Genomic DNA, 25375 nt, shown 5'->3' with positions numbered 1-25375 from the left:
ACTATTTGAAGAGGACGTTTGTGAGGGATTTAGGTTTTAGCTTTAATATAATTCATCCCATATGGTCTGGATTGCTATAATTATATCGGTCGTTATCTTTTTTATTTGGTTAGGTGAAAGCAAACCACCTATCGTACTCAAAGGCAATGGCTCCTTTGATTATGAAGTTGTAGGTGAATCAAATTATCAGCGAAATATTAAAAAGGCACTCGATTTAAATGGCAAAAAATTCAGCAAGAGCTTTTTGGTACGGTTAGAATATGAAGATCATAATAAACATGATGAGAAAGCTGTTGCAGTTTATATTGAAAATAAAAAAGCAGGTCATTTGTCAAGGCCTAAAGCCAAGAGTTACAGAAACATGATGCAACGTATAGGACTAAGTAAAAGAGATGCTGAATGCTATGCTACTGTTCGTGGTGGTGGAAATAAGAAAAACTATGGGCTCTTTTTGAACTTTGATTTACAAAAAACAAAAAGCTGCCATTACGATAATTAGATATATAAAGAACTTTGCATTTTCTACTCAGTGCCTTTCTATAAGAATATGTTTTAAATAAACTTATAGATACTACCCCACTTTGGATCTTGGGAATTAAATACCATAAAAAAAGGAACTGGTTTTCACTCATTAGATAAACTCTTCCTATCCCACCTATTTGAAGAATATATTTTCCTTTGGAATCAAAAATATCCATCCTGAGGATAGAAATTCTAAAACATTTAAATTACAACACATGTTATTATGAAAATTTTACTGATAGGCGGAACCGGAACTATTGGCTCAAAGGTGGCAGAGCGACTTGATGCTGATCACCAGCTAATCATTGCGGGAAGAAGTTCAGGCGACGTACAAGTAGATATTACGAAACCGGATTCCATTCAAAAACTCTTTGAAGAAACCGGCAACATCGATGCCGTTATTGTTACTGCGGGATCGGCGCCTGTAAAACCTTTGGCCGACTCTACAAATGAGGATTTTATACAGGGTATTAAAAGCAAGATGATGGGGCAGATCAACGTAGCTCTCACCGCCCTGGATTACCTGAACGAGGGCGGCAGTGTTACACTGACCTCTGGAATCCTTTCTGACGATCCCATCCCACAGGGAACCATTTTGAGCACGATCAATGGTGCCGTTAATGGGTTTGTAACGGGTGCCTACGGGGAATTTCTGCAAAAAGGCTTTCGCATTAATGCCGTAAGTCCGGCGCTGGTCGAAGATTCGGCTGATGCACTCGGCGATTTCTTTCCGGGCCATACACCCGCCCAAATGGAGCACGTCGTCGACGGCTACGAGAAAAGTCTCAAGACGCTCATCACCGGACAAATTATCAATATCTCATAATTTTTTTACTTAATGGATTCTCAAGCCTTGAATAATATCAAATATTCGGTCCTTGATCTGGCGGTCATTACCGAGGGGCAATCACCCGCCGATGCCATCCGTAACAGTCGCGATTTAGCTCAACATGTCGAGGATTGGGGCTATACCCGATTCTGGATGGCCGAACACCACAACATGGAAAATATCGCCAGCTCCGCTACGTCGGTACTACTGGGACATGTAGCCGAAGCCACCGAATCGCTGCGTATCGGTTCCGGCGGTGTAATGCTGCCGAACCATTCCCCGCTTGTTATTGCTGAACACTACGGCACGCTGGCTACGCTTTATCCTGATCGCATTGATCTGGGGCTGGGTCGCGCACCGGGCACTGACCAAAAAACTGCACAGGCCATTCGTCCTGATCGCATGCAACAAGTGCAACAATTTCCCAAGAACGTGCAACAACTGCAGCAGTACTTTTCTTCCGACAACAGTTCGGCCGATGTCCGTGCTATTCCCGGGGAAGGAACCGAAGTACCGTTGTGGATTTTGGGCTCCAGTACCGACAGTGCCCATCTGGCAGCCGCATTGGGATTACCGTATGTATTTGCCAGCCACTTTTCGCCCCAGCAACTGCATGCAGCTCTGCAGGTGTATCGCGAAAAGTTTGAGCCTTCCGAACAGCTGGATAAACCCTACGTACTGCCCTGCGTTAATACTGTTGTGGCAGACACTGATGAACAAGCTGAATATCTGTCAACATCACTAAAACAGATGTTTATGGGCGTTGTTACCGGTAACCGTGATCCCATGCCGCCGCCCGTTGACAACATGAATACGGTTTGGAATTTTCGAGAGAAAATGGCGGTAGAGCAGATGCTCAAATATACCTTTGTAGGAAGTAAAGAAACGGTAAGAGAGCAACTTTCCGATTTCGTAGAAAAAACAGGTGCCGATGAAATTATGACTGCCACTTATATTTATGATCATAATCAACGGCTAAAATCACACCGGCTTCTATCTGAAATTATAAACGGCCAATAATAAAGCCCGATCTCCTATTCAGAAATCGGGCTGTGAAATCTTTAATCTGTTCGGGAATTAATTATTATCTCCCGAGCTTCCTCCGTTATCTCCATCACCATTATTACCACCTTGATTCTGTGGTAATTCAGGTACGGCAGATGGACTTTGCGAAGCATCCATGCCATCAGTTTGTTCGGTCGGTGCTTGAACACCACTTTGTTGCACTGCACTTTCGGTAGTGCCACCGCGCTCAATAGCAAAGTTCGCAAATACGCTAAGCACCAATAAAGCCGTGCCAAGTACCGTAGTTGATTTTGATAAAAGATCAGCTGTGCGACGAGCACCAAGCCCCTGTCCGCCTGCTTGCCCCCCTGCCAAACCGCCGGAAATTCCTTGTCCCTGGCCCGGCTGCAAGAGAATTACAATTACCAAAAGAACACTAACAAGAGTAATTATCGAAAGTATAATTGTATAAAGCATGAGTATAAACTATGTAACGGTGATTTTCAGACCCGTAAAGTTATTCAAAATTCCTTTTCTTTCCAATGAAGATATAATAGAAATTTAGTTCTAATGCACCTATAATAACTAATTGAATTATTAAATATTTCATTCACTAAATAATTAGCCGTGCCAGATTTTCCAAATAGAGTTCAAGAGTTTATTCAAAATTCGCCGGGGATTACCTATCAGGTTACCCTTTCGATCATTGCCATTTTTGTGATTTGGTTGGTTCGCCTTATCACCCTACGCATCATTAATAAAAAATTACCGGAGGCAAAAGCCCAATATAAATGGCGTAAAAATCTGACCTATATTGCTGTTTTCCTTGGATTTTTAATTGTTGGGCGCATCTGGTTTGAAGGTCTGCAATCGCTGGCTACCTTTTTGGGATTACTTTCTGCCGGTTTAGCTATTGCGCTCAGAGGTCCCGTCACAGATTTTGCCGGATGGATCTTTCTGATTTGGCGTAAACCTTTTGACGTTGGAGACCGCATCCAGGTTGGTGATGTTAAAGGGGATGTGATAGATATCCGTGTTTTTAAGTTTACCCTTTTAGAAATTGGCAACTGGGTTCATGCCGACCAAAGCACCGGTCGCGTTATCCATGTACCCAATCATTTAGTTTTTGATGATTCACTGGCCAATTACACCAGTGATTTTGAGTTTATCTGGAACGAACTGCAGGTGCTCGTCACGTTTGAAAGCGACTGGAAGAAAGCGAAACAAATACTTCAAGAAATTGCCAATAAGCACCTAAAAGATTATGTAAATGAGGCCCAAAACCAAGTAAGTCATGCTAAGAAATCGTATCTCATTCATTACCGTTATCTAACCCCTACTGTTTATACAGATGTACATGACAGCGGTATTTGCCTGACAATTCGCCATCTTTCTAATCCCCGTAAAAGACGAAAGTTAGGGCAGGATATCTGGGAGGATGTATTGGATAGGTTTGACGAACACGACGATATCGACCTGGCTTATCCCACCATGCGGATCTATAAAGAAGGCGAACACTAATTGGGCAGTTCACCTAAATTAAACCACGTTCCTATTTCGGAATTGGCTGAATAAGCCCCGGACCGTTATTTTCGGGATCATTGACATCTTCTGACACACGATTTACAGTCAATTCGGTCATGGCGTAGCCATTAATAACTTTCTCCAAATCGGACTCACTTAATTGCTCATTCCCCAGCCATTGGCCATAATCATCGGGATGCACAAAAATAGGCATGCGATTATCTACCGGCTGAACAAGGGTGTTCGCCTCAGTCGTAAGCATTGCGCAGGAATAGACATCCCGGCCTGCCGATGATTCCCAGACTGAGTAAATACCGGCAATAGCCGTTAGCTGATTAGAAAGCAACCGGATATAAAAAGGCGTGCTTTTCTTTTCCGAAAACTTCCATTTGTAGAATCCATTAGCAGGAATCAGGCATCGCCGTTGCTCAATACATTCGGTTAGCCATTCGTCTTCTTCGAGATCCTCAATCGGAACAACAAAATTGTCGTTGCCCTCAATTTCTTCTTCGGCATCGGGCGGAATCAATCCCCAACGAAAAGTATAGATTTTGCGTTTTCCATCCTCTTTATAAACCACCGGAATCAGAGAGCCAGGCGTGATATTATAATCGGGCTTAAAAAAATCATCCCGGGCTGTTGATACATCAAATAGTTGTTCAACCTCTTTTTTGGATGCCTCTAAAACAAAACGATCACTCATATATGTATGATTTCCTTCAGCTTTTCACGTAGATTATGTTGCCTTTATACTAAGGGAACCGAGTTAAAACTGCTAATGTTTCTTTTTATATGGATATCTTCATCAATGACGACGAGCAGCGCCTTAGAGCCGGCTGGCGACTGTTAATCCAATTCATCTTTATGTTTCTCTTTGTTGGCTTCGGCATAATGGCCGTACAACAAACACTGGCTGACCCGCTGATGGTCTACACAACCATTCCTCAACTTTTGGGAATTACTCTAAGCGTATGGCTTGCCGCAAAGCTATTAGATAAACGCTCTTTCTTTGATTACGGAATCAATTTCAACAAGCAATGGGCAAAAGATTTTTGTACGGGATGCTTAATTGCTGCCATCTCCATTAGCTCCATTTTTCTTATTCAATGGTCATTAGGATGGATAACCTTCGTGGAGTACGGCTGGAATACAGAAACGGAAACGCCCTTTTTTACAGGTATAATCAGCTTTTTTGTAGCAATGATAATAGTTGGATTTCATGAGGAGTTGTTCTCGCGTGGCTATCAACTTCTCAATTTTACTGAAGGATTAAAATATCCCGCGGTTGGAATACATGGTGCCCTTATCACAGCTATATTACTTACATCATCACTTTTTGGATTTATGCACTTCTTTAACTCTAATGCTTCACTTATCTCAACATTCAATATTATGTTAGCCGGCATTGTCCTTGCCATTCCCTATGTTCTTACCGGTAGTTTGGGCTTGTCGGTCGGACTTCATTTTAGCTGGAATTTTGTCATGGGGGGCATTTTTGGCTTTCCCGTAAGCGGCATTAATATCGAATTTTCCATTCTCCAGATTCAACAATCCGGTCCCACCCTTTTTACCGGTGGCGCTTTTGGTCCCGAAGCGGGCATTCTTGGATTGTTTGGGATGACAATAATGTTAGGGGGATCACTCGTTTATGTAAAGCAGAGCCGTCACGAACTTCATGTTGATCCGCTGTTTACAAAAGACTATCAACAAACCGCGAAATCAGATGAGCAAACGGCATAAGTTTTGTATATTCCGCTATTGATACGCATCGCTTGGTTTTGAAGCGAATGCATGATGAACAAACATTAATAAAATGAAAGGTTAGAACGTTGAAGTTTGAAGAAATGACGCTTAGCCCCAATATCATGAGCGGGCTTAAAGACATTAATTACACTGAACTTACTGAACTGCAAGAAAAAGTAATCCCAGCTGTACTGGAAGGCAATGATGCACTTATAAAAGCCGAACCGGGAAGCAGCAAAATCGCTTCTTTTGTAATACCTGCACTTGAGCAAGTTAATAAAAGAGAGGATAAAGACGGTACCTCGGTACTGGTAATAACACCCAATCCTGAAGAGTCTCAAGAAATTGACGAATTAGTTTGGGCTATGGGTTATCATGCTCAAATTGAGTGTGCTTCCATCGATATGGATACTAATATCGAAGAACAAAAGGAGGCTATTCAAAGTGAGGTGGAAGTGATTGTTGGCAATCCCGGCCCTCTGCTGGATGTGTGCCAGGATCTAAGATTTATATTCCGCCATGTTGAGTTAGTGGTTATCGATGCCGCTGATGAAATGGTGGCCCTAAATCTGCAGGACAAAATCCAGAATATTTTAAAGCGTGTGCTCAGTGATCATCAAACACTCATCTATTCAAATGAGGTTAATGATGATGTCAAAGAACTTACCAAGCAGCATACTGAAGACCCCATTGCTATCGGCTTTGAAGATAAGCCGGGTATGTTGACAGAACCTCCAAAGGTTGATCAAAATCTGACACAGGGCTACATCTATGTGCCTAATCGCATGAAGATTACCACCCTGATGGCACACCTTGAGAATACCCCCCATGATAACTGCGTAATTTTCACAGCTTCTAAGCGCGGAACGGATCGCCTCTATCGAACACTACGCAAAAACGATATGAAGGCGACAAGCCTGCACGGCAAGCTTTCAGAGGAAAAACAATCGCAGCGCTTTGCCAACTTTACCAACGGTGACGTACAATATCTCTTGGTTGCCGATATTCCGGCCGCTGAACTCGGATTAGACCGAGTTACACAGGTCATCAACTATGATGTGCCTAACGATCCGAATGAGTATCGCTATCGCGCCAGCTTAGTTGGATCTGGGACAGCTTCGCGCATTGTGTCGCTCGTTTCCAAGCAGGATCGCAGTGATATTAATGAACTGGAAAATAGCCTGGGACAAGCGCCCAAAGAATTACCACTTCCAGACAAGGTGAAGCAAAAGCTTGAAGAACGAAAGAAACAGAAAAAGAAAAAGTCTCGAGGCGGTAAGCGTAATAACCAATCCAAACGAGGCAGCAACAATGGTCGTGGTAAAAAGGAAAAGAAGGATGACGGACTTCAATTACCACGCCCAAGCTATGACAAGCTCAGCGGCGGAAAGAAGGGTGATGCCCCGAAAGATCAAAAATCCGGCGTTATCGGCTTGATTAAGAAGCTCTTTTCTTAAGGTAAAATATATGTTCTATTTAAAGGATGGGTAGCTTATACCCATCCTTTTTGTTTGAATAATTTATTTGTGAACATGTATTAGATATTCACAAATAAAAAGACCCACATAAAATAAAGGGTCAGGCAGTAGGGCATTTACCTGACCCCTCACTTGATGAATAAATTCTTCTTGAGCAATAAAAATGTAAAGACATTATGTAACGAATTTATTACCTGTTTAATTAATAGACTGTTATTTATACATGTAGCTATCTGCATGTGTTTATAATCCCAATGAGCGATCAAAATCACCTACCATATTACTCTAATACAGATCTTTTGGATTGGATAGTCCAAGCTGCTCTGGTGTCAAAACCACGGAAAACACATAAGATTACCATTGCTTTACGACCACTTAATACATAGTTAAAATTCAGTCATTATCATTATCGCGTTAATTCTCTACAACCTTAAAGACTGGAGTAATGATGACGGTTCTTTTTGAAGAAAAGCTTGACGAATACTATCGTACCGGAAAATTCAAAGGGTTTTACGAAGTGATCGAACATGAACAAGGAAGAATGACACACCTGACTCTCACAAATGGATTTCAAGAAATATCAGTATCCGGGATGTTTAAAAGTGATGCCTTGCAATGTATATTTCATCAAATTGACAGCGTGCGATCAAATTAGAAATAGCCGTCCTTGAGTATATCTAACAAGAATTTTTCGGTAATATCATCAGGATTTTTATAGTGAGTTTATTGGCCGTACTTATAAATAGTTATAAGGGAGTTTCTCCTCTGCTTTATTATTCAGCTATTCAAAATTAAAAAAGCCCCGCTGATAGTCAGCGAGGCTTCTAAATATATTGATGCTACTAAAAAATTAAGCAGTCATCTTTTTTTTCTGTTTTTTCGCCTCAGCAAATACCATATCTTTAATTGCCTCAAATCCATTGAGCGTTTTTTCGATATGCTCCTTCGTATGAGCAGCAGTCGGTATCAGGCGAATCAATACCGTTCCTTTGGGTACTACCGGATAGGCAACACCGCTTACAAAAATACCGTGTTCTTCACGCATTTTACGCATTATAAGCTGACAAAGATCAGTACTTCCTTTTGTCAATACAGGCGTTACCGGGCATTCAGCAGGCAATACATTGTAACCCATATCCCGAAGTCCGCCACGCAGCATATTCGTGTTTTCCCACAGCTTTTCTCTCCACTGGGGATTATTACGAATCATTTCCAATCGCTTACGCGCCGACTTAACGATCGGCATGGGTACCGACTTTGCAAAAATCTGACTGCGTACATTCGCTTTTAAAAATTCTACGACGCGCTCATCCGTAGCTACAAAAGCACCTATCAAAGCAAAGGCCTTGGCAAAAGTACCAAAATAAATATCAATACCATCGTGGCAATCTAAATGTGTTCCCGTACCGGAACCGTCTTCTCCCATCGTTCCTACTCCGTGCGCATCGTCAACAAGCAGACGGAACGGATATTCTTCCTTAAGAGCAATCATCTCATTCAAGATACCCAGATCCCCGGTCATCCCAAAAGCACCCTCTGTTACCACCAGAACAGCTCCATCATCCTTTTTCTTTCGATGGGCACGCTCCAACTGTGTCTTAAAACTATCAACATCGTTATGCTTGAACACATACTTTTCGGCCATAGCCAGCTGCTTTCCATCAACAATACAAGCATGACTCAGCTCATCATAAATAAGAACATCGTTGCGATCTACCAGGGCGTGAATAACGCTCATAATGCCCTGATATCCGTAATTTAACAGAAAGGCATCATCCTTATGGACAAAATCGGCCAGCTCTTCTTCCAGCTTCTCGTGCTCAGTAGAATTACCTGTCATCAGGCGGGCGCCCATCGGGCTACTTAAACTGTAATCCTGGGCAATCTTGGCATCATATTCTTTTATCTCTTCATTGCTCCCCATACCCAAATAGTCATTGATGCTCCAGACAATTACATCCTCATCATTAAACTTCATTACGGGTCCCAACGGACCTTCAAGTTTGGGGTATGTATAATATCCGTACCCTTCCGAAGTAAATTCCCCTAATGGGCTTGGTCTGGACTCAAGCTTATCAAATAAATCCATAAACTAACTTGTGCTAATTGTTGGTTATGTGTAGATGATTGTTCTGCGAATAAACGAAAAAGTGTCTGTAAAAACTTTCAAAAAAAGGTAATGAAAATAACCCGCATCTCAAAAATAACACCCCTTCCAACAACCCATCCTAAATGGCTGATATTAATATACTTATAAGAAATATCTCCTCTTTCTTATTAAATTTTGCCATTTGCCCTCCCTTTTGAACCCTTTCTTTTCACAATTTGCTACCAATTTCCAAAACTACCTTCTCCAGTAATTCTATATCGGTCTTCTCGGTACGGGGATTAATAAAACAAACACGAAGTGCTGTTTTGCCATCGATTTTTGTACCGGTTAGAAAAATACGTCCATCCGACTCAATTTTTTGAATAATTTGATCATTCAACTTGTTTAGAGTTGACTCCTCTATTCCACCGGGATTATACCGAAAGCAAACAATCGACAACGGAACCGGGGCCATAATCTCCAGCTTCTTATTCGAATCTACACGTTCCGACAGGTACCTTGCTTTATCCATATCAGAGGCTATTTCCTCGCGCAAACGACTGGCCCCAAACGCTTTTATTGTCATCCAAACCTTTAAAGCTTTAAACTCTTTGGTAAGCGGAAGATTGTATTCCATTAAATCAGTACGGCCGCCATTCTGCTCATCAGATTTCAGGTAATCGGGAATAGTACTAAACGTTTCTCGTAGATGATCGGGATTTTTAACCAGTGCACCACCTGCTTCGAAAGGCACATACAACCACTTATGGGGATTAACCACCACCGAATCTGCTTTCTCAATTCCCGAGAACAAATCACTGGTTTCCTCTACTTTTGCAGCTGGACCTCCGTATGCCGCATCAACATGATACCACAAATCGTAGCGCTGGCAGATATCAGCAACCGCATCCAGATCATCAACAGCGCCCGTATTTGTCGTACCCGCTACGGCAATAGCGCAAATAGGTTGGAAGCCCGCATTTTTATCAGTGCGAATTTGCTCTTCCAACTGATCGATATCAATACGAAAATCATCCTTTACCGGAATTTTACGCAAGTATTTCTTGCCCAATCCCAGCATATCCATCGCCTTGTCAAAGCTGGAGTGCCCCTCCTCCGAAACATATACGGTCATCGGCTGTGAACCATAGATCCCCTCATCCGAAATATCGCCCGGCGCCTTAATCTTTCGCGCTACCGCCAGACAGTTAAAATTGGCTACCGATCCGCCGCTAAGCAACACCCCGGCACTGCTCGTCGGATAACCGATAAACTCTGCTACCCAACGCATCACCAATCGCTCCAGTTCGGTACTTACCGGCGACGAATGCCACTTTAGATTATTCTGATTGATTGACGCTTTGATCATTTCCGCCAGCACCGCCACCTGATTTCCACCCCCCGTGATATATCCAAAATAACGGGGACCGGCACTATTCGTGATTGTGCTTAAAATTTTTTCGCCCACTTCATTCAGCAGAGAGCCCATATTTTGTGGATCATCCGGCAAGGGCTCATTCAAAAGCTCCTGCACTTCGGAAGGACTTTTTCCGGCAAAAACCTTTGCCTCGTTATGTTCTTCGTAATGGGATGCAACCAGCTTACCCGCTTCGTCAATCCAGCGCTTAAACTGCTTTGGAGATACATCAAGACTCATGATCAACAAATGTTTTATTGATGCCTGTTTAAAAGTGTGCCAATATAGATATTAGACAGCAGTATTCCATCTCTGGATAATTATGGGAAGCTGGGTGATAATAATTGGTTCCTTCTTATCCAACAACCACTTATTTGGGTTTTTATATCTCGATAAATTTGAAACCAGAAGCCAGACCAAATCTATTTAAAATGCCTCATAAAAATAATTCCCCAAACCCAATGTAAAAATCAGCCACCCGTAAATAACATGCTCTATCGCAACCCAAATTAGGGATTGTGTTTGTTTATAGGTCATTCCAAATAATATGCCTCCGCCAAAACTGAGTCCTATAGCCACCCAGTTTCCATATACGATGTGCAGAAAGGAAAATGCCAATGCACTCAACAGAATATCACTATTCTTGAAGTACAAAAAGTCCTTGTACCGGTGGAAAAAGAACGTGCGATAGATAAATTCCTGTGGCAACGCAGAAAAAAACGGATATAATACCATCACGAGCATCCATATCCAGGGCCGTTCAATTGGGAAAGCAAACAACTGTTCAGGATGTAAAAACCACGCCAACCCTAACAGTCCCGGAGCAATAACCAGCAGACGAAGTGCTATTGTTTTGCTGACCTCATCGGCATCAGATCTTCGAAATAACCCTTTTCCAAACGTGGGATCCCGCCAAAGCATATAGGCGCAGTACACGGCAACCAATACGAGAAAAACCAGCTTGGGAAGTGGATTTATTCCTAAATATTCCAGCAGTGGCAATCCTATAAAAAGGGCCACCCCTTCCAATATGAGAAACCACGAAGCTGACGAAGTCGGATCTTCTTTGGTATCACTTGCACGGGTCGTCATAAGCGAACGTATTTAAGCTCAGATATGTTTTTGTTAATTGTTTCCTATCGATTAAAACCTCACTTTTTGTCAGAAAATTTGTACCTTTACCCGTTTATAAAAACGCAAAAATAACTGAATGTCTCAGACCGAAACGATCTCCGATAAAGACCAATCACAAACCGACGAAGATCGCCCTATTATTGTCAAAGGGGCTCGCGTTCATAACCTCAAAGATATTGATGTAGAAATACCCCGAAACAAGATGACGGTGGTTACCGGCGTCAGCGGTTCGGGTAAATCGAGCCTGGCTTTCGATACTATCTACGCCGAGGGACAGCGCCGCTATGTGGAGAGCCTGTCCAGTTACGCGCGACAATTTCTGGAGCGCATGGACAAACCCGATGTAGATTTCATGCAGGGCATTTCTCCGGCCATGGCCATCCAGCAAAAGACCACTTCTTCGAATCCCCGCTCTACGGTTGGGACCACTACCGAGATTTACGATTATATGCGGCTGCTTTATGCACGCATTGGACGCACGATCTCTCCCAAATCCGGCAAAGAGGTTCAAAAAGACAGCACCAAAACGGCTATTGAAGAACTGCACAATCAGTTTGATGAAGATACAAAATTTTATGTGTTGTTTTCTATTCCCGAGCATGAAGAAAAGGGGCTGGAAGATGAACTTCGCGTTTTAAAAGAAAAAGGCTATCCGCGGCTACTGCATATTGACGATGAAAGCATTTTAGATCTCACAACCGATGATGTAGATCCAGATAGTATCAATGCGGATAACTATCGGGTTCTGGTAGATCGATTGATCTTAAAAGATGATGAAGACACGAGAACCCGTATTGCAGGATCACTGGAAACAGCCTTTCAGGAAGGCAGTGGACGATGCTCCGTAAAAATTCGCGATGGCAAAGAACTGAATTTCAGTGAGCTTTTTGAACGTGACGGCATGGAGTTCACCGAACCCACGCCGCAGATGTTTTCATTCAATAATCCCTTCGGAGCCTGCGATAAATGTGAAGGGTTCGGCAAAGTATCGGGGATCGATGAGAACTTAGTTATTCCCGATCCCGAAGAAACTATCCGTAACGGCGCCATTGCTCCCTACAGCGGCGAAAAATTCAGTAAGCACCTACGTGATCTCGTCAAGGTTTCCGCGCGATACAGCCTGCCTATTGATACGCCCTACCAGCAACTCGATGATGAAGTCAAAGAGATTATCTGGGAAGGTAAAGATGAATATATTGGCATTCGTCCGTTTTTTGAGGATATAAAAAGCCAATCCTATAAAGTGCACATGCGCGTGTTCTATTCGCGCTACCGCGGATACAGCCGATGCCCCGACTGTAAAGGATATCGGGTGCGTAAAGATGCCCTATATGTAAAAGTGAACGATAAGCATATCGGCGAAGTCGCAGAGATGACGATCGGACATGCCCGGGAGTTTTTTGAGAATCTGGAACTGACAGAGTTTGAAAAAGAAGTAGCCGAGCAGGTTCTTTTTGAAATCCGCAAGCGACTGAAATATCTCGATGAGGTTGGGCTTAGCTACCTGACGCTTAATCGACTGGCAAAAACACTGAGTGGCGGTGAATCACAGCGCATCAGCCTGGCAAATTCGCTGGGCAGCTCCCTGATTGGAAGCCTGTATGTGCTGGATGAGCCGACTATTGGACTCCATCCTCGCGACAACGATCGCTTGATAAATATTTTAAAATCGCTGCGAGATATCGGGAATACCGTACTGGTTGTAGAGCATGATCCCGAGATGATAAAAGCAGCTGATAATATTATTGATATTGGACCTTTTGCCGGGGTGCACGGCGGAGAGGTAGTCTTCAGCGGATCGTATGACAACCTGCTGGAAGCCAACTCACTGACCGGCAAATATATTAGCGGTCGAAAAGAGATCCCCGTACCTGAAAATCGTCGAAAAGGAAGTGGCAAAACGATCAGGCTTGAGGGGGCGATGGAGAACAACCTCAAGAGCCTTGATGTGGAATTTCCGCTCGAAAAACTGATCTGTGTCACCGGTGTTAGCGGATCGGGCAAATCCACTTTAGTTCACGATACGCTGTATGCCGCCATTCAAAACCAGATGGGCACCTACAACGATAAAATCGGCCATCACCGAAAGGTTACCGGTACCAATTATATTGATTCGGTAGAGATGGTCGACCAGTCTCCCATTGGCCGATCTTCGCGTTCCAATCCTGCTACCTATACCAAAGCATTTGATGGCATTCGCGATCTTTTTGCCAATACGCGTCAGTCCAAGATTATGGGTTACGAGCCGGGACACTTTTCGTTTAATGTCCCCGGTGGCCGTTGTGAAGCCTGTCAGGGCGAAGGCATCCAGACAATAGAGATGCAGTTTATGGCCGACATTGAGCTGACCTGCGAGGAGTGCGGCGGTAAGCGATATCGCAAGGATGTACTGCAGGTTAAATATCGCGGCAAGAATATCCACGATGTGCTTAACATGTCCGTTTCCGAAGCCATCGAGTTTTTTGTGGATGAGGAGCGAATCACCAATAAACTACAGACAATGGAAGATGTGGGACTTGGCTACCTCAAACTGGGGCAAAGTGCCCCGACACTTTCCGGCGGTGAGGCACAGCGCGTAAAGCTGGCCAAGTTTCTCAGTAAATCAGCCGGCGACAGCACACTCTATTTCTTTGATGAGCCCACAACGGGTCTCCATTATGAGGATATTGCCAAACTGCTCGATTCCTTCAAAGAACTTGTCAATAACGGCCACACCGTCATTATCATCGAGCATAATCTCGACGTCATCAAATGTGCAGATCATATTATTGATATTGGGCCCGAAGGCGGTTTTGCCGGCGGACAAGTGGTTGCTACGGGAACACCCGAAGAAATTGCCGAAGTGGAAGAAAGTTATACCGGTCAGTATCTAAAAGACGTGCTGTAGCTAACTACTCCTCTATAGGCACAATTTGTCCGGTAGGCGTTATTTTTTCGCGAGGTCCCGGCTCTACTTGAGGAAATTTATCAATAGACACATCGGGATCACGATCGTCCGGCACATAGTGGACATGCGAGCCGTGTGATACAGCCGTATAGGGTTTTGGATTAAAATAACCGAGTGCATCGGCCAGTGCCAAAGAGGCCAACACCATTACCACGGCAATAAAAATATATTTAAGCGTATTCTTTGAGGTCATATCGTCATTTCCTTCAGGATTTTAAACAGCCTTATAAAGATAATATTGTCAGCTTGATTCCCGAAATGCTATTTTGAACATTAAAGAACTGCTGAACTAACTTTTGGATCATGCTTCGTAAGCTTATATATCTCAACTGGTCTGCGTTTTTGAACAGACTCACAAACTTCCAGACCTTTCTGGTGGTGGGATATATTATTTTCCTGCTGGTTCTCTTTTCCAATCTTCTCGGTTCAGCGCTGGTCATTGTTCTTTTTGATCAAAACCCCATTGTCACCAACCAGCTGCCCTGGCTTACCGCCGAAATTCATCAGCTCATCACCCTCATTTTCGCCAACGTTCTTTGGATTCTCCACTTTTCCTTTACCAGTACCCGACTACTTAACATGGAAGAAAATCGGAAACTCTTGGCCTACGGGTATCCCGTTAAAAAACTGAGCTGGTACCTCAACCTAATGGGCTTTTTCCATCCGCTTAATCTTATCTATAATTTTACCTGGCTGGTTTTTTTGCTGATGCAGATTCAAAACCTAATGTACATCCCAGTTGTCATTACGGCAGTCCTGCTGAATTATGCCATCATCTATTCGATTAAACATCGTTTCCTCAAAATTATCGAAAAGCGATTCAAGATCATTGTCTTTAGTGCCCTATTCCTAATATTTGGCACCATCCAGGCAATTGCCATCATTTCACGTCAATTTGAACAAGTCATCGCCCATTATCTACCAAGCGTAGAAATCATCAACAGCTACCTGTTTTACACTCCCGGCGGACTGCTCCAATACACCGCTACCGGGACCTATAATTTAGCCGCGGCATCGGCCATTTATGGATTCAGTGCATTGCTTATTTTTATGATCTTTAGAGATCACTTTCTTAAAACACGAGAAGGACTACAACAACCGGTTAAAGAACGGAAAATTTTCAAACGTAATAAACGCTGGTATTATCTCAAGAAATGGCTTGGACTCAACGCCGGCAAGTTTTACTATTATGTATTTTCTCACTCATATAACCGCCTGCAGTTATTAACCATCGCACTTATTCCCGCTGTATACATCCCCCTTCTGCTACAGTTGGGCAACAGTTATTACAGCGCTCTGCTCATTCCAACAATGCTGGCAGCCATACCGGTAGCACTACTTGCCATGGGGATGGCTAATATGTTTGGCTATGAAAACAAAGAATTTCTCATTCATAAACAGTTTCCCGTCTCTTTTGAAAAGCAGCTCAAAGAGCGCTTTTTAGGAATTATAGTCGTGCCGTTGCTCATATTTTATCTGATTACAACTGCCGAAATTATCTATTTGCCACAACTGGGATCGGTTATTGAAATCTATATTGCCAACACCTTCTTCTTTGTTTGCTTTACGCTCGTATTTCTTTGGGCATCATTTTACTACTACAAAAAAGTGAACTATTCCTCCTTTAGCTTCAAGCATCCCATAATCTCCCAAAAAGTTACCTTTATGATGATGTTTCTCATTTTTGGGCTCGGCTATGCCGTTTTTGCTCCGCTGGGAGAATACCAGATTTACCGACTTTGGGTAATGGGAGCATTAATTATAGCTATCGGAATTTACCTTTGGCGGGACATGGATCTGTTAGTCCGAGCCTTCGATAAACATGTATTGAATAAGATTTGGGCCGATTCCGGCTAATAAGTTTAACACTCTAATATTGCAACTATGAATCAAGCAATACAAATAACCGGACTACAAAAATCGTATGGAGATACCCCTGTACTCACCAATTTTGAGCTGTCTGTTCCAGAAGGAAATATTTTTGGCCTTATCGGTCCCAATGGTGCCGGTAAAAGTACGTTGATAAGTATTCTTACAGGTTTACTCGATTATGATGAGGGAGAAATCATCATCAACGGACGTAAGCTTAACGAGCAAAATGAGCTTATGATTAAACGAGAAGTGGCTTCAGTACTTCAGCCGCCCCTTCTTTTCGAACACTTCACCAGTCACGATTTTCTGCACTATATCTGTGATATCTATGAGATTGATTCCGAAACTCGGCAGCAAAAAATGGATTCTCTTCTGGAATATTTAGGACTTACTGAATTTAAACACGCTAAAATCAACAAACTATCTGCCGGAAGTCGCAAAAAACTGTCCTTCTGTGCAGCTATTCTCAGCGAGCCTAAAATCCTGTTTTTGGACGAACCTTTTGAAAGTATCGATGTTATTTCTATCGGACGGATGAAAAACATCCTCAACCGCCTGCAAGAAAATGGAGTTACCATTATCATCACCAGCCATATACTGGAGATCGTTGAAAACCTTTGTGACGATATTGCCATCCTCCATAATCAAAAAGTTATTGCCTATCTCGATTCGGAAACACGCAGGGAACTTCAAAAAGATGCCAGCCTCAGCGAAATTTTTGAGAGCTATGTGCAGGTCGAACAACCCAAAAATGATGTGCTTAAATGGTTGTAAAACCAACTTTTAAGATTGTTTCTATTCTAATACTCAGTATATCATATGTTGGTACCTACTTACTAATGTAACTTTGTAAAAGCCAAAATATTAACCTGTACTACGAAGTCTTTTCAGTAGGATTTACTTCAAAAAAATAACTGGAGTAATGCTCCATATAAACTTGCTGTCACCTCGAATGTGAGTGAGAGATCCTTGTTCTCCACTATTAAAAACAAAGATTTCTCTCTCCACTATGTTACGTTCGAAATGACAGGTAAGGAGATTATAACCTATTCATATCATTTCGATCGAAGTACTCCAGGATGTAACAGAGAGATCTATTATAATCTAAAATGATTTATGAAGCATATTAGAGATTTCGTTTCCAACTATTCAACAAGACCGAAGTAATAGCCTTATAGTCTTAGGTAAAAATGTCATCCCGACTGAGCGGAGCACACAAGGGAGCTATCATGGTTCAAAATAAAATGTATGAAACATAATAAATTATTGAAGTGATCTGCTCTTCAATAATTTGGCCTGTAAAGCTTAACATAACAAGCTAATTGCATGTAAATAAGGCATTTAGACCGACCATCAGGGAGAGAAGAACTCCAACGAAATACAAATAAAAAACAAGAAAAATCTTTGTTTTGATATGAAAGTAAGAATCCCATAACCGAAAATGGCTTTCATCGCGCCGTTAATTATAATAAAAATACAATATCAATTTAGGGGGTTCGAATATAGAAACAGGAACAACACAAGAAAAAGCCAAGAATCCCAACCACGAAGCAGGGTATTTTGAACGTCTTTCTGTTCACGTTCGGGACCTCCGTGATACCCCGCCCAATGTTTTCGAAGACGTCAGCCATAAAGTCTAATACAAAGAGTATATGAACATGATTTTGTAGTCCAAGATATATTAAAGCACATAACGGATTGACCTACAAGATCCAATAAACTATACTAGTCTTCCGCAAAAGCGACCTATAGCTCTGCTGCACCGTTTTCAATCAATCTAATCTGAAATCGTATCATTTCCATGTAATTTTCAACGCTTATTCGCTCGTCTATTCCGTGTACACGAGACCGATCTTCGTGACGGGCACGAATAGGACGAAAGCGATAAATATTAGAGGTCAAACCATGAAAATGACGGGCATCACTGGCAGCAATAAAAAGTGATGGAGCAACCAACACCTGATTAAATGCCCCCTCAATCGTCTGCTTCAACATTTGATAGGGCACAGCCCGTGTACTGGATACCGGAGACGGGTTCCGCGCCCGATCCATAACCCGAACGTCTATATTTGAATTTTTGATGCGACTGCGCACATACTGCTCTACATCCTCTACTGTGTCATTGGGATGTATCCTGAAGTTAATGATTACGCGTCCATCCACCGGTAACACATTTTCTTTGAATCCAGCCTCAAAAATTGTCTTTGCTGCAGTCGTACGGAGTGCCGCATTCGTTGCGGGATTATTGCTTAGCTTATTTTTTATAATTCCCTTGAACAACCAAGTGTTGTTAAACGCCAGACGCTGGGTAAATGTCATATAGGGAATTAACGGCTCAAAAGTCTCAACAATCAACCCGCTGTAACTCGCTCTCATGGGCTTTCGCTCAATACGATTAACGGCATTACTAAGGGTTCCAATCACAGAGGTACGCGTCGGCATCGACGAATGCCCTCCATCCTGACTATATCGAAGCTCAATATTTACGGATCCCTTAGATGCCACTCCGATCATTGCCAGAGGAACCTCGACATTCTCAATAATTTCTTCGGCTATAGGCAGTCCCTCATCAACCAAATAAGCCAATTCAATATTCTGTTCTTCTAAATGCTCGGCTATTTGCTGAGCTCCACGAACTCCGCCTACCTCTTCATCGTGATGCAACGCAATATAAAAAGTACGCTCTGGTTCAAATCCTTGCTCTGTTAAATACTCCAACGCCTCCATGATCGACATAACACCGCCTTTATCATCCAACGCACCGCGCCCCCAAACAAAACCTTCAGCAACTTCTCCGGCAAATGGAGCATACTGCCATAATGTATCGTCACCATACTTAACAGGAACTACATCATAGTGTCCTATCATCATGGCTGGTTTTAGTCCGGTATTAGCCCCCTCCCATTTGTAAAGTAAACTGTATTGACTAATGCGTTCGCGTTCAATATTTTCGTGTACATTCGGATAGTTTTCATCAAGGAAAGCAATGAAATTGTCATAAGCCTCAAAGTCAATCTCTGAAGTATCTTCCAAAGATACCGTTTGATACTGCAGCCCCTGACTGAGCCGGTCAATAGCTACATTCTTATCAAGATCATATGAAGGTGCTGAGTTAGAAGTATTTTGACTCACCTTGTGGGACGAACTACATGAAACCCATAAAAAGCTCGAAACAAGTATTCCTATCAGCGTTATCCGCATTATATACCTTATAATTTTCACCCGTTTCTACCGGTTCCACCAGCCGCGGGACTTAATCTGTATTTTAGGCAACGCCCATATTTGTTAAAATAATATTCTAACAATTATAGTAGCCAAGTTTTAAAATTCGAGTTCTTCGGTAACGCTTTATCCCTTCTCAGTAAGCCTTCTACCCGGTAGAGCTAGTACCAGCATCGAAACTGGACCCATCGTAACTTACCACCATGCCCACTACCAGAAAACAACCGATCATGACATAAAAAATATTGTTCGAAACAGTTCAAAAAGAGATATTTAGGATAATATGCTTCTTAGAACATTGAACAAACGCGTTTACAAGTTAGTATAAATCTGAGAGACCGACAATTTTCAGGGGAAAGATCGTTGTTTGCCCAGTGTTCATTTTTTTATCAAATAAATATGATATTCTTGATGGCTATCCAAAAAGCGAATGACTATGGTTAGGGAGGGGCTTACCAAGAGAAACAAAAAGATTTTACAAATGGCAAACACAACGTATTCGGTTTTATTACTGGCTGAGCAGAACGAACTTGCCTTGGCGGTCATCCGCTCACTGGGTATGGTTCCGGGTGTGGAAGTACATTTGGCTTCGAATAAAAAGTCTCATGCAAAATATTCTAAGTATCTATGCTCTTTCCACTTGGTCGATAACGAAAAAGAGTCAAACCGAGTCAAACAGGTAGTGACTTGTGCCGAAAAGGTAAAAGCAGATGTACTACTGCCCGTTGATGTTCCGGCAATGCGGTTTGCAATACGTCACCTGCAAATATTAAGCAAGGCGGGCATGTTACCGCCGTTACCTGAGTCCGGGCAGTTTGAACGGGTTATTGACAAGTATCAGCTGAACCGATGGTTACAGGAGCATGACTTTCCTACCGCCCGCTTCACACCGGTTGTACAGAAGGATGATTACACAGATGCTGCCAGCCAGCTGAAGTTTCCGATACTTCTGAAACCGGTTAAGGATGAACCGGACGGAGCTTCGCAACAAAAAGAACAACAAAACCTGTATCTATTTGAAACCAGTGATGAATGGAACCGTTTTTTGCAGGACCATGATCCCACCGAACGCGACGCTATTCTTCAGGAGTATATACCCGGTTACGACATCGACTGCAGCATACTAGCTCGTGATGGACAAATCCTTGCTCACACCATCCAGAAAGGGTTCATTCTGCAAGACCTGCAATATTCGCCGGGCATCGAACTTATTCATAATCAGTCTCTGTATAAAACAGCCCGGGAGATCATCTCCGTTTTAAACTGGTCGGGTATATGCCATCTGGACTTTCGCCGTGATAAACGTGATAGCACCTATAAACTCGTCGATTTTAATGCGCGTTTCTGGACTACACTGCAAGGATCGCTGGGGGCGGGGGTGAACTTTCCACATCTGACCTGTCTTGCTGCACTTGGTGTGTCGTTTGAGCAGCCGGATTACGAAGAATCCAAATTTGTGATGACACGAACGGCCCTGAAACATCTGTTTACACCGACCGGGGCCAACCGATTTTCGTTGCATGAAACAGGGTTTTATTACGTTTTGAAAGATCCCGTTCCCTCTCTGGTCAAGGCGGGATGTGCCCTCAAAAGAGCCCTTAGCTCTAACTTTTGATAACATCTTTACAGATACGGGTTTTCAGGTTTGAATGGTATCTTTTTTCTTTTACCTGCCACAACGTATTACGGTGGTCGCCGAACAGGCTGTACAGTGTGGCCTATACCCAAGGCATTTTGCAAACTATTACATCGGGTCCCCTACCTTTCTTTATAATTTTATTACATACATAGATGTACCTCTAATGGAATAGAGTAGTATCAGCCAGCCACTTCCACGCCAACCTTTTACACGAAGGAACTAGATATGGGCAAGGAACTTAACACAAATTGTCGAAGAGCAGATCAACGCCTATAAGCATCAGAACCTGAGAAATCAATCCTCATCGAGGATAACCAAACCACGACCTTTCGTATTTAGCGGAATTTGAGACCCAAGGAGCTGCCGCTGATGGGCGAACTACAAGGTGTGGACTTATAAAAGTATGTCGACTCACTTTTTGGAACTAACTACATGAAATCCATAAAAAACTCGAAACCAGTATTCCTATCAGCGTTATCCGCGTCATATTATTATTGATTTAAATCATTAAAACGGAATGTCATGTTATTCAGGGATTTGCTTGCGTGCTCATAACATGAAAAAAAGTAATACAAACTAACTTGCAGCAACCTAATGGATAGCCGCGATAATATGATCAGTTGGAGTAAAGATAAGCTTTTCCTACAAATCGAATATTTTAACTGAGTTTGCTACTATGGTATACTCTTTTTCTGTCATCTCCACGTCGTCCGGGTCTTCTCCGGCATCTTCGGCATAATGCTTTGCCTGCTCTTCGGTAAGCTCTTTAACCTTGAATACTCCCGTCAACTGGACTTGCGATCCGGCCGCATCAGTAGGAATAAAAAAATTATAATCTTTGAAGGTTACACGGATATTCTCTTCGCCAGCAGAGAGCATAAAAAAGCATCCCTTCTTTTGGCAAACCTGTTTAATAACACCCTTCGTCGCCACTTTTTGACCTTTAAATATATTACTGTTCCTAACTAAATATCCTGGAGCAAAAAATTGGGTGTTTTCCGCAAATTCACTGCCATATACCTTATAGTTTTCCCCTGTCTCTACTGGTTCCGCCAATCGAGAGACTTCATCTGTGTTTTGGGCAATGCTGATATTTGCTATAAATAATATTCCAACAATGAGAGTAGCTAAGTATTTCATAATTTATTTTATCCCTTTGTTTCAAAATAGTGGTGAAACAATTTTACAAATCTTCTCCAACATTTTTCGGTGTTCTTCGGTCATTGAATCTTTCTTGTGCGAATCAATATCCAGTTCGGCAACAAATTCTCCGTCCTTCTTAACCGGCACAACAATCTCTGCTTCCACCTGTACGCTGCACGCCAGGTAGTTATCTTCTTTGCTCACATCCTGTACCATAAACGTCTCGTTAGTTTCTGCCGCCTGTCCACAAATGCCTTTCCCAAACGGAATGCGCGTGTGGTCGGTTTCTTCCCCCACATATGGTCCAAGCACTAACTCACGTTCTGAGTCGGGATCAACAAGGTAAAACCCAACCCAGTCAAAAGCTTCAACATTTTCAGCCAGCAATTCACAGGTCTGTTGTAGTTTTTGATCCCGCGACGTGCCATCGCGACCCATAATTTGGCTAACGGTATTAACAAGTGATTCGTAATTTTTTCCTTCTTTTTGCTTCATCAATAATCTATTAAACACTTAAAAATTGGAATCTAAATCTAAGATTAAATTTAACATTTGAAAAGCGTATTTCATTTATAAAAACTGTTCACCTTGTATCCTTCATTTCATATCTTTGGCACTTATGTTTGAAGATTTTTTTACCCAAAGCGACATCTTTACATCCTACTTATCGGGACCGATCACTCTTTTTATAGCCGCCTTTACTTCTATTATTTCGGTTGCAAACCCCTTGGCGGCCATGCCGGTATTTCTTTCGCTAACTGATCATAATAGCGATAATGAACGGATATACGTTGCCAAGAAATCATCTTTTTACATGTTCTTGGTGCTGATCATTTTTCTTTTGATCGGAACCTATATCATGAGCTTTTTCGGCATTAGCCTGCCGGGAATCCGCATTGCAGGCGGACTCATCATTTTGCGCGCCGCCTATGCGATGTTAAATCCGGATGTCTCAGAGAAAAAAATATCTGATGAAGCACAAGAAGCAGCCAAAGACAAGGAAGACATTTCATTTAGTCCTATGGCCATGCCCATGCTGTCGGGACCCGGAAGTATAGCTGTTGTTATCGGTTTAGCTTCACAAGCCAGGGGAGTTTTTGACTTGCTCATTACGAGCGGAGCTATTGTGCTGGTAGCGCTCATTTCGTATGGAGTGTTACGACTGGCTCCCTTTTCAGCAAAATATATTGGTCCCACCGGAATGAATGCCATTACTCGTATGATGGGCTTTATCGCCATGGCCATCGGCGTACAGTTTATCCTCAATGGCATTTCAAGTTTTTTTGGAGTGTAGAAAGGCAAAAGTGAGAAGTGAAACTGCAAATGTCAGATGTGAAATATAAATGGCAGGCGACAAGTGATTTATATTATAAAAAAACAACTGTGTTTTACTTCTGTCTTTTCACGTCTCACGTTTGTCATCTTACGCTTCCTGCCTTTTCATAATCAGCCGCAAACCGTCGAGCGTTAGCATTGGATCTATGACATCAAAATAATCGGTGTGTTCGGCGATTTTTTCTGACAGGCCTCCCGTAGCAATTACTTTTGCCGATCCCCCCAACTGTTTTTGCATCCGGTCAACCAATCCTTCTATCATACATAAATGTCCCAATACCAGCCCCGACTGCATGGCCTCCATCGTGCTACCTCCTATAACTTGCTTGGGAGGCTCCAGCGGAATCTGGGAAAGCTGGGCCGTCTTTCCCACTAACGCATCAATGGTAACTTTTAGGCCCGCACAAATAGATCCGCCAATAAATTCTCCGGGAGTCCGCACAGCCATCACGGTAGTAGCCGTTCCAAAGTCCACAACAATACAATCATCCTTGAACAATTCATAAGCACCAACCGCATCTGCAATAAGATCCGCCCCTATACTTTTACGATTTACACGCTTAATAGCCAAGCCCGTCTCCACCTCACCGTTCAGGATAAGCGCTTCCGTATGCGATTTCTTCTCAAACATTTCGCTGATTATTTGAGTTAGCTGTGGTACTACACTGCTAATGATGATCTGATCAAACTTATCAAAGGTAAGATCCTCCTCAGAGAACAAACTGTTAAATAGTACAACATATTCATCAGCCGTTTTTTCCGTATCGGTCTGTATGCGCCATTGGTGTCTCCAATTTCCATTTTCCGAGGCACCAATAACAATATTACTATTTCCAATATCGAGAGCGAGCAACATAGCTGTACAGTCCTTTGTTGATATAATATTATTAAGCAACTAAAATAGGATGGCTCCCAACTACTTCAAAATTTGTATTATATTATCATTTCTGATATGCTCACCTTACCGAGCAACTGCAATAAAAGATAAAATCATGCAATCAGCGGATCATCTGCTTCGATTATTTGAATACGATAACTGGGCTAATGAACAGGTTTTATTGACTCTTCAGGATCATCTTGGGTTTGAGGAATCCGAAAAAGCAGTAGCATATTTTTCACATATTGCCGGATCGCAACAGATGTGGCTAAATCGCATCAAGGGCAAATCTTTGGATGATATTAAAATTTGGCCTGATTATGGATTACCCGAAGCACTGCAAAACCTTAAGACCCTTAACCAACAATGGAAGAAGTTAATTAGCGGCCGCAAGGGTAATTTAAATAAGATTATCTCCTATACTAATTCAAAAGGGACTCCCTACGAAACTTCTCTTTCCGATATTTTATATCATGTGGTTATTCACGGTCAGCACCACCGGGCACAGATCGCTAAATTGCTACGAAATGCAAAAATTGATCCCCCGGCCACCGATTTTATCTTCTTTACTCGCACTAATTAGTATATTCACGCTCCAA

Annotated in this window: 23 protein-coding genes; 13 read left to right on the top strand and 10 right to left on the bottom strand. The window is 42.5% G+C overall.

From position 1 onward, the window contains the following. Positions 1 to 61 precede the first annotated feature (61 nt). From ACQ4LT_RS00910 to ACQ4LT_RS00900, 3 genes are all read left to right on the top strand, one after another. Entirely contained in the window at positions 62 to 499 is a 438-nt protein-coding gene (locus ACQ4LT_RS00910; protein WP_445664118.1) for a hypothetical protein, read from the top strand. Positions 500 to 745: 246 nt separating this feature from the next. Beyond that, positions 746 to 1348, top strand: a complete 603-nt coding sequence (locus tag ACQ4LT_RS00905; protein ID WP_445664117.1) for a short chain dehydrogenase — start codon at positions 746 to 748, stop codon at positions 1346 to 1348. Between the two features lie 12 nt (positions 1349 to 1360). Then, a complete protein-coding gene (locus tag ACQ4LT_RS00900) occupies positions 1361 to 2371 on the top strand; it encodes an LLM class flavin-dependent oxidoreductase (RefSeq protein ID WP_445664116.1) in 1011 nt (336 codons plus the stop codon). Positions 2372 to 2428: 57 nt separating this feature from the next. Here the strand turns inward: ACQ4LT_RS00900 and secG are convergent, their stop codons facing one another. Next, positions 2429 to 2833 (bottom strand): preprotein translocase subunit SecG, encoded by a 405-nt coding sequence (secG, locus tag ACQ4LT_RS00895; protein WP_445664115.1) that lies wholly within the window; start codon positions 2831 to 2833, stop codon positions 2429 to 2431. 150 nt (positions 2834 to 2983) lie between these two features. Here secG and ACQ4LT_RS00890 point away from each other — a divergent pair, with 150 nt between their 5' ends. Then, positions 2984 to 3877, top strand: coding sequence for a mechanosensitive ion channel family protein (locus ACQ4LT_RS00890; protein WP_445664114.1), 894 nt, complete (start codon positions 2984 to 2986; stop codon positions 3875 to 3877). Positions 3878 to 3908: 31 nt separating this feature from the next. On the opposite strand, the gene ACQ4LT_RS00885 is transcribed toward ACQ4LT_RS00890, so the two are convergent. After that, complete coding sequence (locus ACQ4LT_RS00885; RefSeq protein ID WP_445664113.1) at positions 3909 to 4583, bottom strand: SOS response-associated peptidase; 675 nt, start codon at positions 4581 to 4583, stop codon at positions 3909 to 3911. Between the two features lie 89 nt (positions 4584 to 4672). Here ACQ4LT_RS00885 and ACQ4LT_RS00880 point away from each other — a divergent pair, with 89 nt between their 5' ends. The 3 genes from ACQ4LT_RS00880 to ACQ4LT_RS00870 all read left to right on the top strand — a co-directional run bounded on the left by ACQ4LT_RS00880 (position 4673) and on the right by ACQ4LT_RS00870 (position 7756). After that, a complete protein-coding gene (locus ACQ4LT_RS00880; protein WP_445664112.1) occupies positions 4673 to 5620 on the top strand; it encodes a lysostaphin resistance A-like protein in 948 nt (315 codons plus the stop codon). Positions 5621 to 5709: 89 nt separating this feature from the next. Next, a complete protein-coding gene (locus tag ACQ4LT_RS00875; protein ID WP_445664111.1) occupies positions 5710 to 7080 on the top strand; it encodes a DEAD/DEAH box helicase in 1371 nt (456 codons plus the stop codon). A 466-nt stretch (positions 7081 to 7546) separates the two neighbouring features. After that, positions 7547 to 7756 (top strand): hypothetical protein, encoded by a 210-nt coding sequence (locus tag ACQ4LT_RS00870; protein ID WP_445664110.1) that lies wholly within the window; start codon positions 7547 to 7549, stop codon positions 7754 to 7756. Between the two features lie 195 nt (positions 7757 to 7951). Here ACQ4LT_RS00870 and ACQ4LT_RS00865 read toward each other — a convergent pair whose 3' ends face one another. From ACQ4LT_RS00865 to ACQ4LT_RS00855, 3 genes are all read right to left on the bottom strand, one after another. Next, positions 7952 to 9190: an aminotransferase class I/II-fold pyridoxal phosphate-dependent enzyme gene (locus tag ACQ4LT_RS00865; protein ID WP_445664109.1), complete on the bottom strand. Its 1239-nt coding sequence runs from the start codon at positions 9188 to 9190 to the stop codon at positions 7952 to 7954. Between the two features lie 229 nt (positions 9191 to 9419). After that, complete coding sequence (locus ACQ4LT_RS00860; protein WP_445664108.1) at positions 9420 to 10847, bottom strand: pyridoxal phosphate-dependent decarboxylase family protein; 1428 nt, start codon at positions 10845 to 10847, stop codon at positions 9420 to 9422. Between the two features lie 186 nt (positions 10848 to 11033). Beyond that, positions 11034 to 11699, bottom strand: a complete 666-nt coding sequence (locus tag ACQ4LT_RS00855; RefSeq protein WP_445664107.1) for a CPBP family glutamic-type intramembrane protease — start codon at positions 11697 to 11699, stop codon at positions 11034 to 11036. A 118-nt stretch (positions 11700 to 11817) separates the two neighbouring features. Here ACQ4LT_RS00855 and uvrA point away from each other — a divergent pair, with 118 nt between their 5' ends. Beyond that, positions 11818 to 14628 carry an excinuclease ABC subunit UvrA gene (gene uvrA / locus ACQ4LT_RS00850; protein WP_445664106.1) on the top strand — a complete coding sequence of 937 codons (2811 nt, stop codon included), beginning with the start codon at positions 11818 to 11820 and terminating at the stop codon, positions 14626 to 14628. 4 nt (positions 14629 to 14632) lie between these two features. Here uvrA and ACQ4LT_RS00845 read toward each other — a convergent pair whose 3' ends face one another. After that, positions 14633 to 14881 carry a hypothetical protein gene (locus ACQ4LT_RS00845; protein ID WP_445664105.1) on the bottom strand — a complete coding sequence of 83 codons (249 nt, stop codon included), beginning with the start codon at positions 14879 to 14881 and terminating at the stop codon, positions 14633 to 14635. 149 nt (positions 14882 to 15030) lie between these two features. On the opposite strand from ACQ4LT_RS00845, the gene ACQ4LT_RS00840 reads away from it, so the two are divergent. Together ACQ4LT_RS00840 and ACQ4LT_RS00835 are read left to right on the top strand one after the other, a co-directional pair. After that, positions 15031 to 16545, top strand: coding sequence for a hypothetical protein (locus ACQ4LT_RS00840; RefSeq protein WP_445664104.1), 1515 nt, complete (start codon positions 15031 to 15033; stop codon positions 16543 to 16545). Positions 16546 to 16572: 27 nt separating this feature from the next. Beyond that, complete coding sequence (locus tag ACQ4LT_RS00835; protein WP_445664103.1) at positions 16573 to 17334, top strand: ABC transporter ATP-binding protein; 762 nt, start codon at positions 16573 to 16575, stop codon at positions 17332 to 17334. A gap of 972 nt (positions 17335 to 18306) precedes the next feature. Here the strand turns inward: ACQ4LT_RS00835 and ACQ4LT_RS00830 are convergent. Continuing rightward, the gene (locus tag ACQ4LT_RS00830) at positions 18307 to 19761 is read right to left on the bottom strand and encodes a M20/M25/M40 family metallo-hydrolase (RefSeq protein ID WP_445664102.1); all 1455 of its coding nucleotides are present in this window, start codon (positions 19759 to 19761) and stop codon (positions 18307 to 18309) included. A 502-nt stretch (positions 19762 to 20263) separates the two neighbouring features. On the opposite strand from ACQ4LT_RS00830, the gene ACQ4LT_RS00825 reads away from it, so the two are divergent. Then, complete coding sequence (locus tag ACQ4LT_RS00825; protein ID WP_445664101.1) at positions 20264 to 21397, top strand: ATP-grasp domain-containing protein; 1134 nt, start codon at positions 20264 to 20266, stop codon at positions 21395 to 21397. A 666-nt stretch (positions 21398 to 22063) separates the two neighbouring features. Here the strand turns inward: ACQ4LT_RS00825 and ACQ4LT_RS00820 are convergent. Together ACQ4LT_RS00820 and ACQ4LT_RS00815 are read right to left on the bottom strand one after the other, a co-directional pair. After that, a complete protein-coding gene (locus tag ACQ4LT_RS00820) occupies positions 22064 to 22561 on the bottom strand; it encodes a DUF4920 domain-containing protein (RefSeq protein WP_445664100.1) in 498 nt (165 codons plus the stop codon). A gap of 21 nt (positions 22562 to 22582) precedes the next feature. Continuing rightward, positions 22583 to 23059 (bottom strand): GAF domain-containing protein, encoded by a 477-nt coding sequence (locus ACQ4LT_RS00815; RefSeq protein WP_445664099.1) that lies wholly within the window; start codon positions 23057 to 23059, stop codon positions 22583 to 22585. A gap of 124 nt (positions 23060 to 23183) precedes the next feature. Here ACQ4LT_RS00815 and ACQ4LT_RS00810 point away from each other — a divergent pair, with 124 nt between their 5' ends. Beyond that, the gene (locus tag ACQ4LT_RS00810; RefSeq protein ID WP_445664098.1) at positions 23184 to 23858 is read left to right on the top strand and encodes a MarC family NAAT transporter; all 675 of its coding nucleotides are present in this window, start codon (positions 23184 to 23186) and stop codon (positions 23856 to 23858) included. A 129-nt stretch (positions 23859 to 23987) separates the two neighbouring features. On the opposite strand, the gene ACQ4LT_RS00805 is transcribed toward ACQ4LT_RS00810, so the two are convergent. Further along, a complete protein-coding gene (locus ACQ4LT_RS00805) occupies positions 23988 to 24755 on the bottom strand; it encodes a type III pantothenate kinase (RefSeq protein ID WP_445664097.1) in 768 nt (255 codons plus the stop codon). 136 nt (positions 24756 to 24891) lie between these two features. On the opposite strand from ACQ4LT_RS00805, the gene ACQ4LT_RS00800 reads away from it, so the two are divergent. Then, positions 24892 to 25359, top strand: a complete 468-nt coding sequence (locus tag ACQ4LT_RS00800) for a DinB family protein (protein WP_445664096.1) — start codon at positions 24892 to 24894, stop codon at positions 25357 to 25359. Positions 25360 to 25375: the final 16 nt, after the last annotated feature.

The sequence above is a fragment of the Fodinibius sp. AD559 genome, from assembly GCF_052712805.1.
The sequence above is the reverse complement of the archived record's forward strand: the minus strand, read 5'-3'. Positions and strand labels throughout refer to the sequence as shown.

Coding starts and splice junctions, on each gene's coding strand:
- ACQ4LT_RS00910 (WP_445664118.1), top strand. CDS start 62: ATGGTCTGGATTGCTATAATTATATCGGTCGTTATCTTTTTTATTTGG.
- ACQ4LT_RS00905 (WP_445664117.1), top strand. CDS start 746: ATGAAAATTTTACTGATAGGCGGAACCGGAACTATTGGCTCAAAGGTG.
- ACQ4LT_RS00900 (WP_445664116.1), top strand. CDS start 1,361: ATGGATTCTCAAGCCTTGAATAATATCAAATATTCGGTCCTTGATCTG.
- secG (WP_445664115.1), bottom strand. CDS start 2,833: ATGCTTTATACAATTATACTTTCGATAATTACTCTTGTTAGTGTTCTT.
- ACQ4LT_RS00885 (WP_445664113.1), bottom strand. CDS start 4,583: ATGAGTGATCGTTTTGTTTTAGAGGCATCCAAAAAAGAGGTTGAACAA.
- ACQ4LT_RS00880 (WP_445664112.1), top strand. CDS start 4,673: ATGGATATCTTCATCAATGACGACGAGCAGCGCCTTAGAGCCGGCTGG.
- ACQ4LT_RS00870 (WP_445664110.1), top strand. CDS start 7,547: ATGATGACGGTTCTTTTTGAAGAAAAGCTTGACGAATACTATCGTACC.
- ACQ4LT_RS00865 (WP_445664109.1), bottom strand. CDS start 9,190: ATGGATTTATTTGATAAGCTTGAGTCCAGACCAAGCCCATTAGGGGAA.
- ACQ4LT_RS00860 (WP_445664108.1), bottom strand. CDS start 10,847: ATGAGTCTTGATGTATCTCCAAAGCAGTTTAAGCGCTGGATTGACGAA.
- ACQ4LT_RS00855 (WP_445664107.1), bottom strand. CDS start 11,699: ATGACGACCCGTGCAAGTGATACCAAAGAAGATCCGACTTCGTCAGCT.
- uvrA (WP_445664106.1), top strand. CDS start 11,818: ATGTCTCAGACCGAAACGATCTCCGATAAAGACCAATCACAAACCGAC.
- ACQ4LT_RS00845 (WP_445664105.1), bottom strand. CDS start 14,881: ATGACCTCAAAGAATACGCTTAAATATATTTTTATTGCCGTGGTAATG.
- ACQ4LT_RS00835 (WP_445664103.1), top strand. CDS start 16,573: ATGAATCAAGCAATACAAATAACCGGACTACAAAAATCGTATGGAGAT.
- ACQ4LT_RS00830 (WP_445664102.1), bottom strand. CDS start 19,761: ATGCGGATAACGCTGATAGGAATACTTGTTTCGAGCTTTTTATGGGTT.
- ACQ4LT_RS00825 (WP_445664101.1), top strand. CDS start 20,264: ATGGCAAACACAACGTATTCGGTTTTATTACTGGCTGAGCAGAACGAA.
- ACQ4LT_RS00820 (WP_445664100.1), bottom strand. CDS start 22,561: ATGAAATACTTAGCTACTCTCATTGTTGGAATATTATTTATAGCAAAT.
- ACQ4LT_RS00815 (WP_445664099.1), bottom strand. CDS start 23,059: ATGAAGCAAAAAGAAGGAAAAAATTACGAATCACTTGTTAATACCGTT.
- ACQ4LT_RS00810 (WP_445664098.1), top strand. CDS start 23,184: ATGTTTGAAGATTTTTTTACCCAAAGCGACATCTTTACATCCTACTTA.
- ACQ4LT_RS00805 (WP_445664097.1), bottom strand. CDS start 24,755: ATGTTGCTCGCTCTCGATATTGGAAATAGTAATATTGTTATTGGTGCC.
- ACQ4LT_RS00800 (WP_445664096.1), top strand. CDS start 24,892: ATGCAATCAGCGGATCATCTGCTTCGATTATTTGAATACGATAACTGG.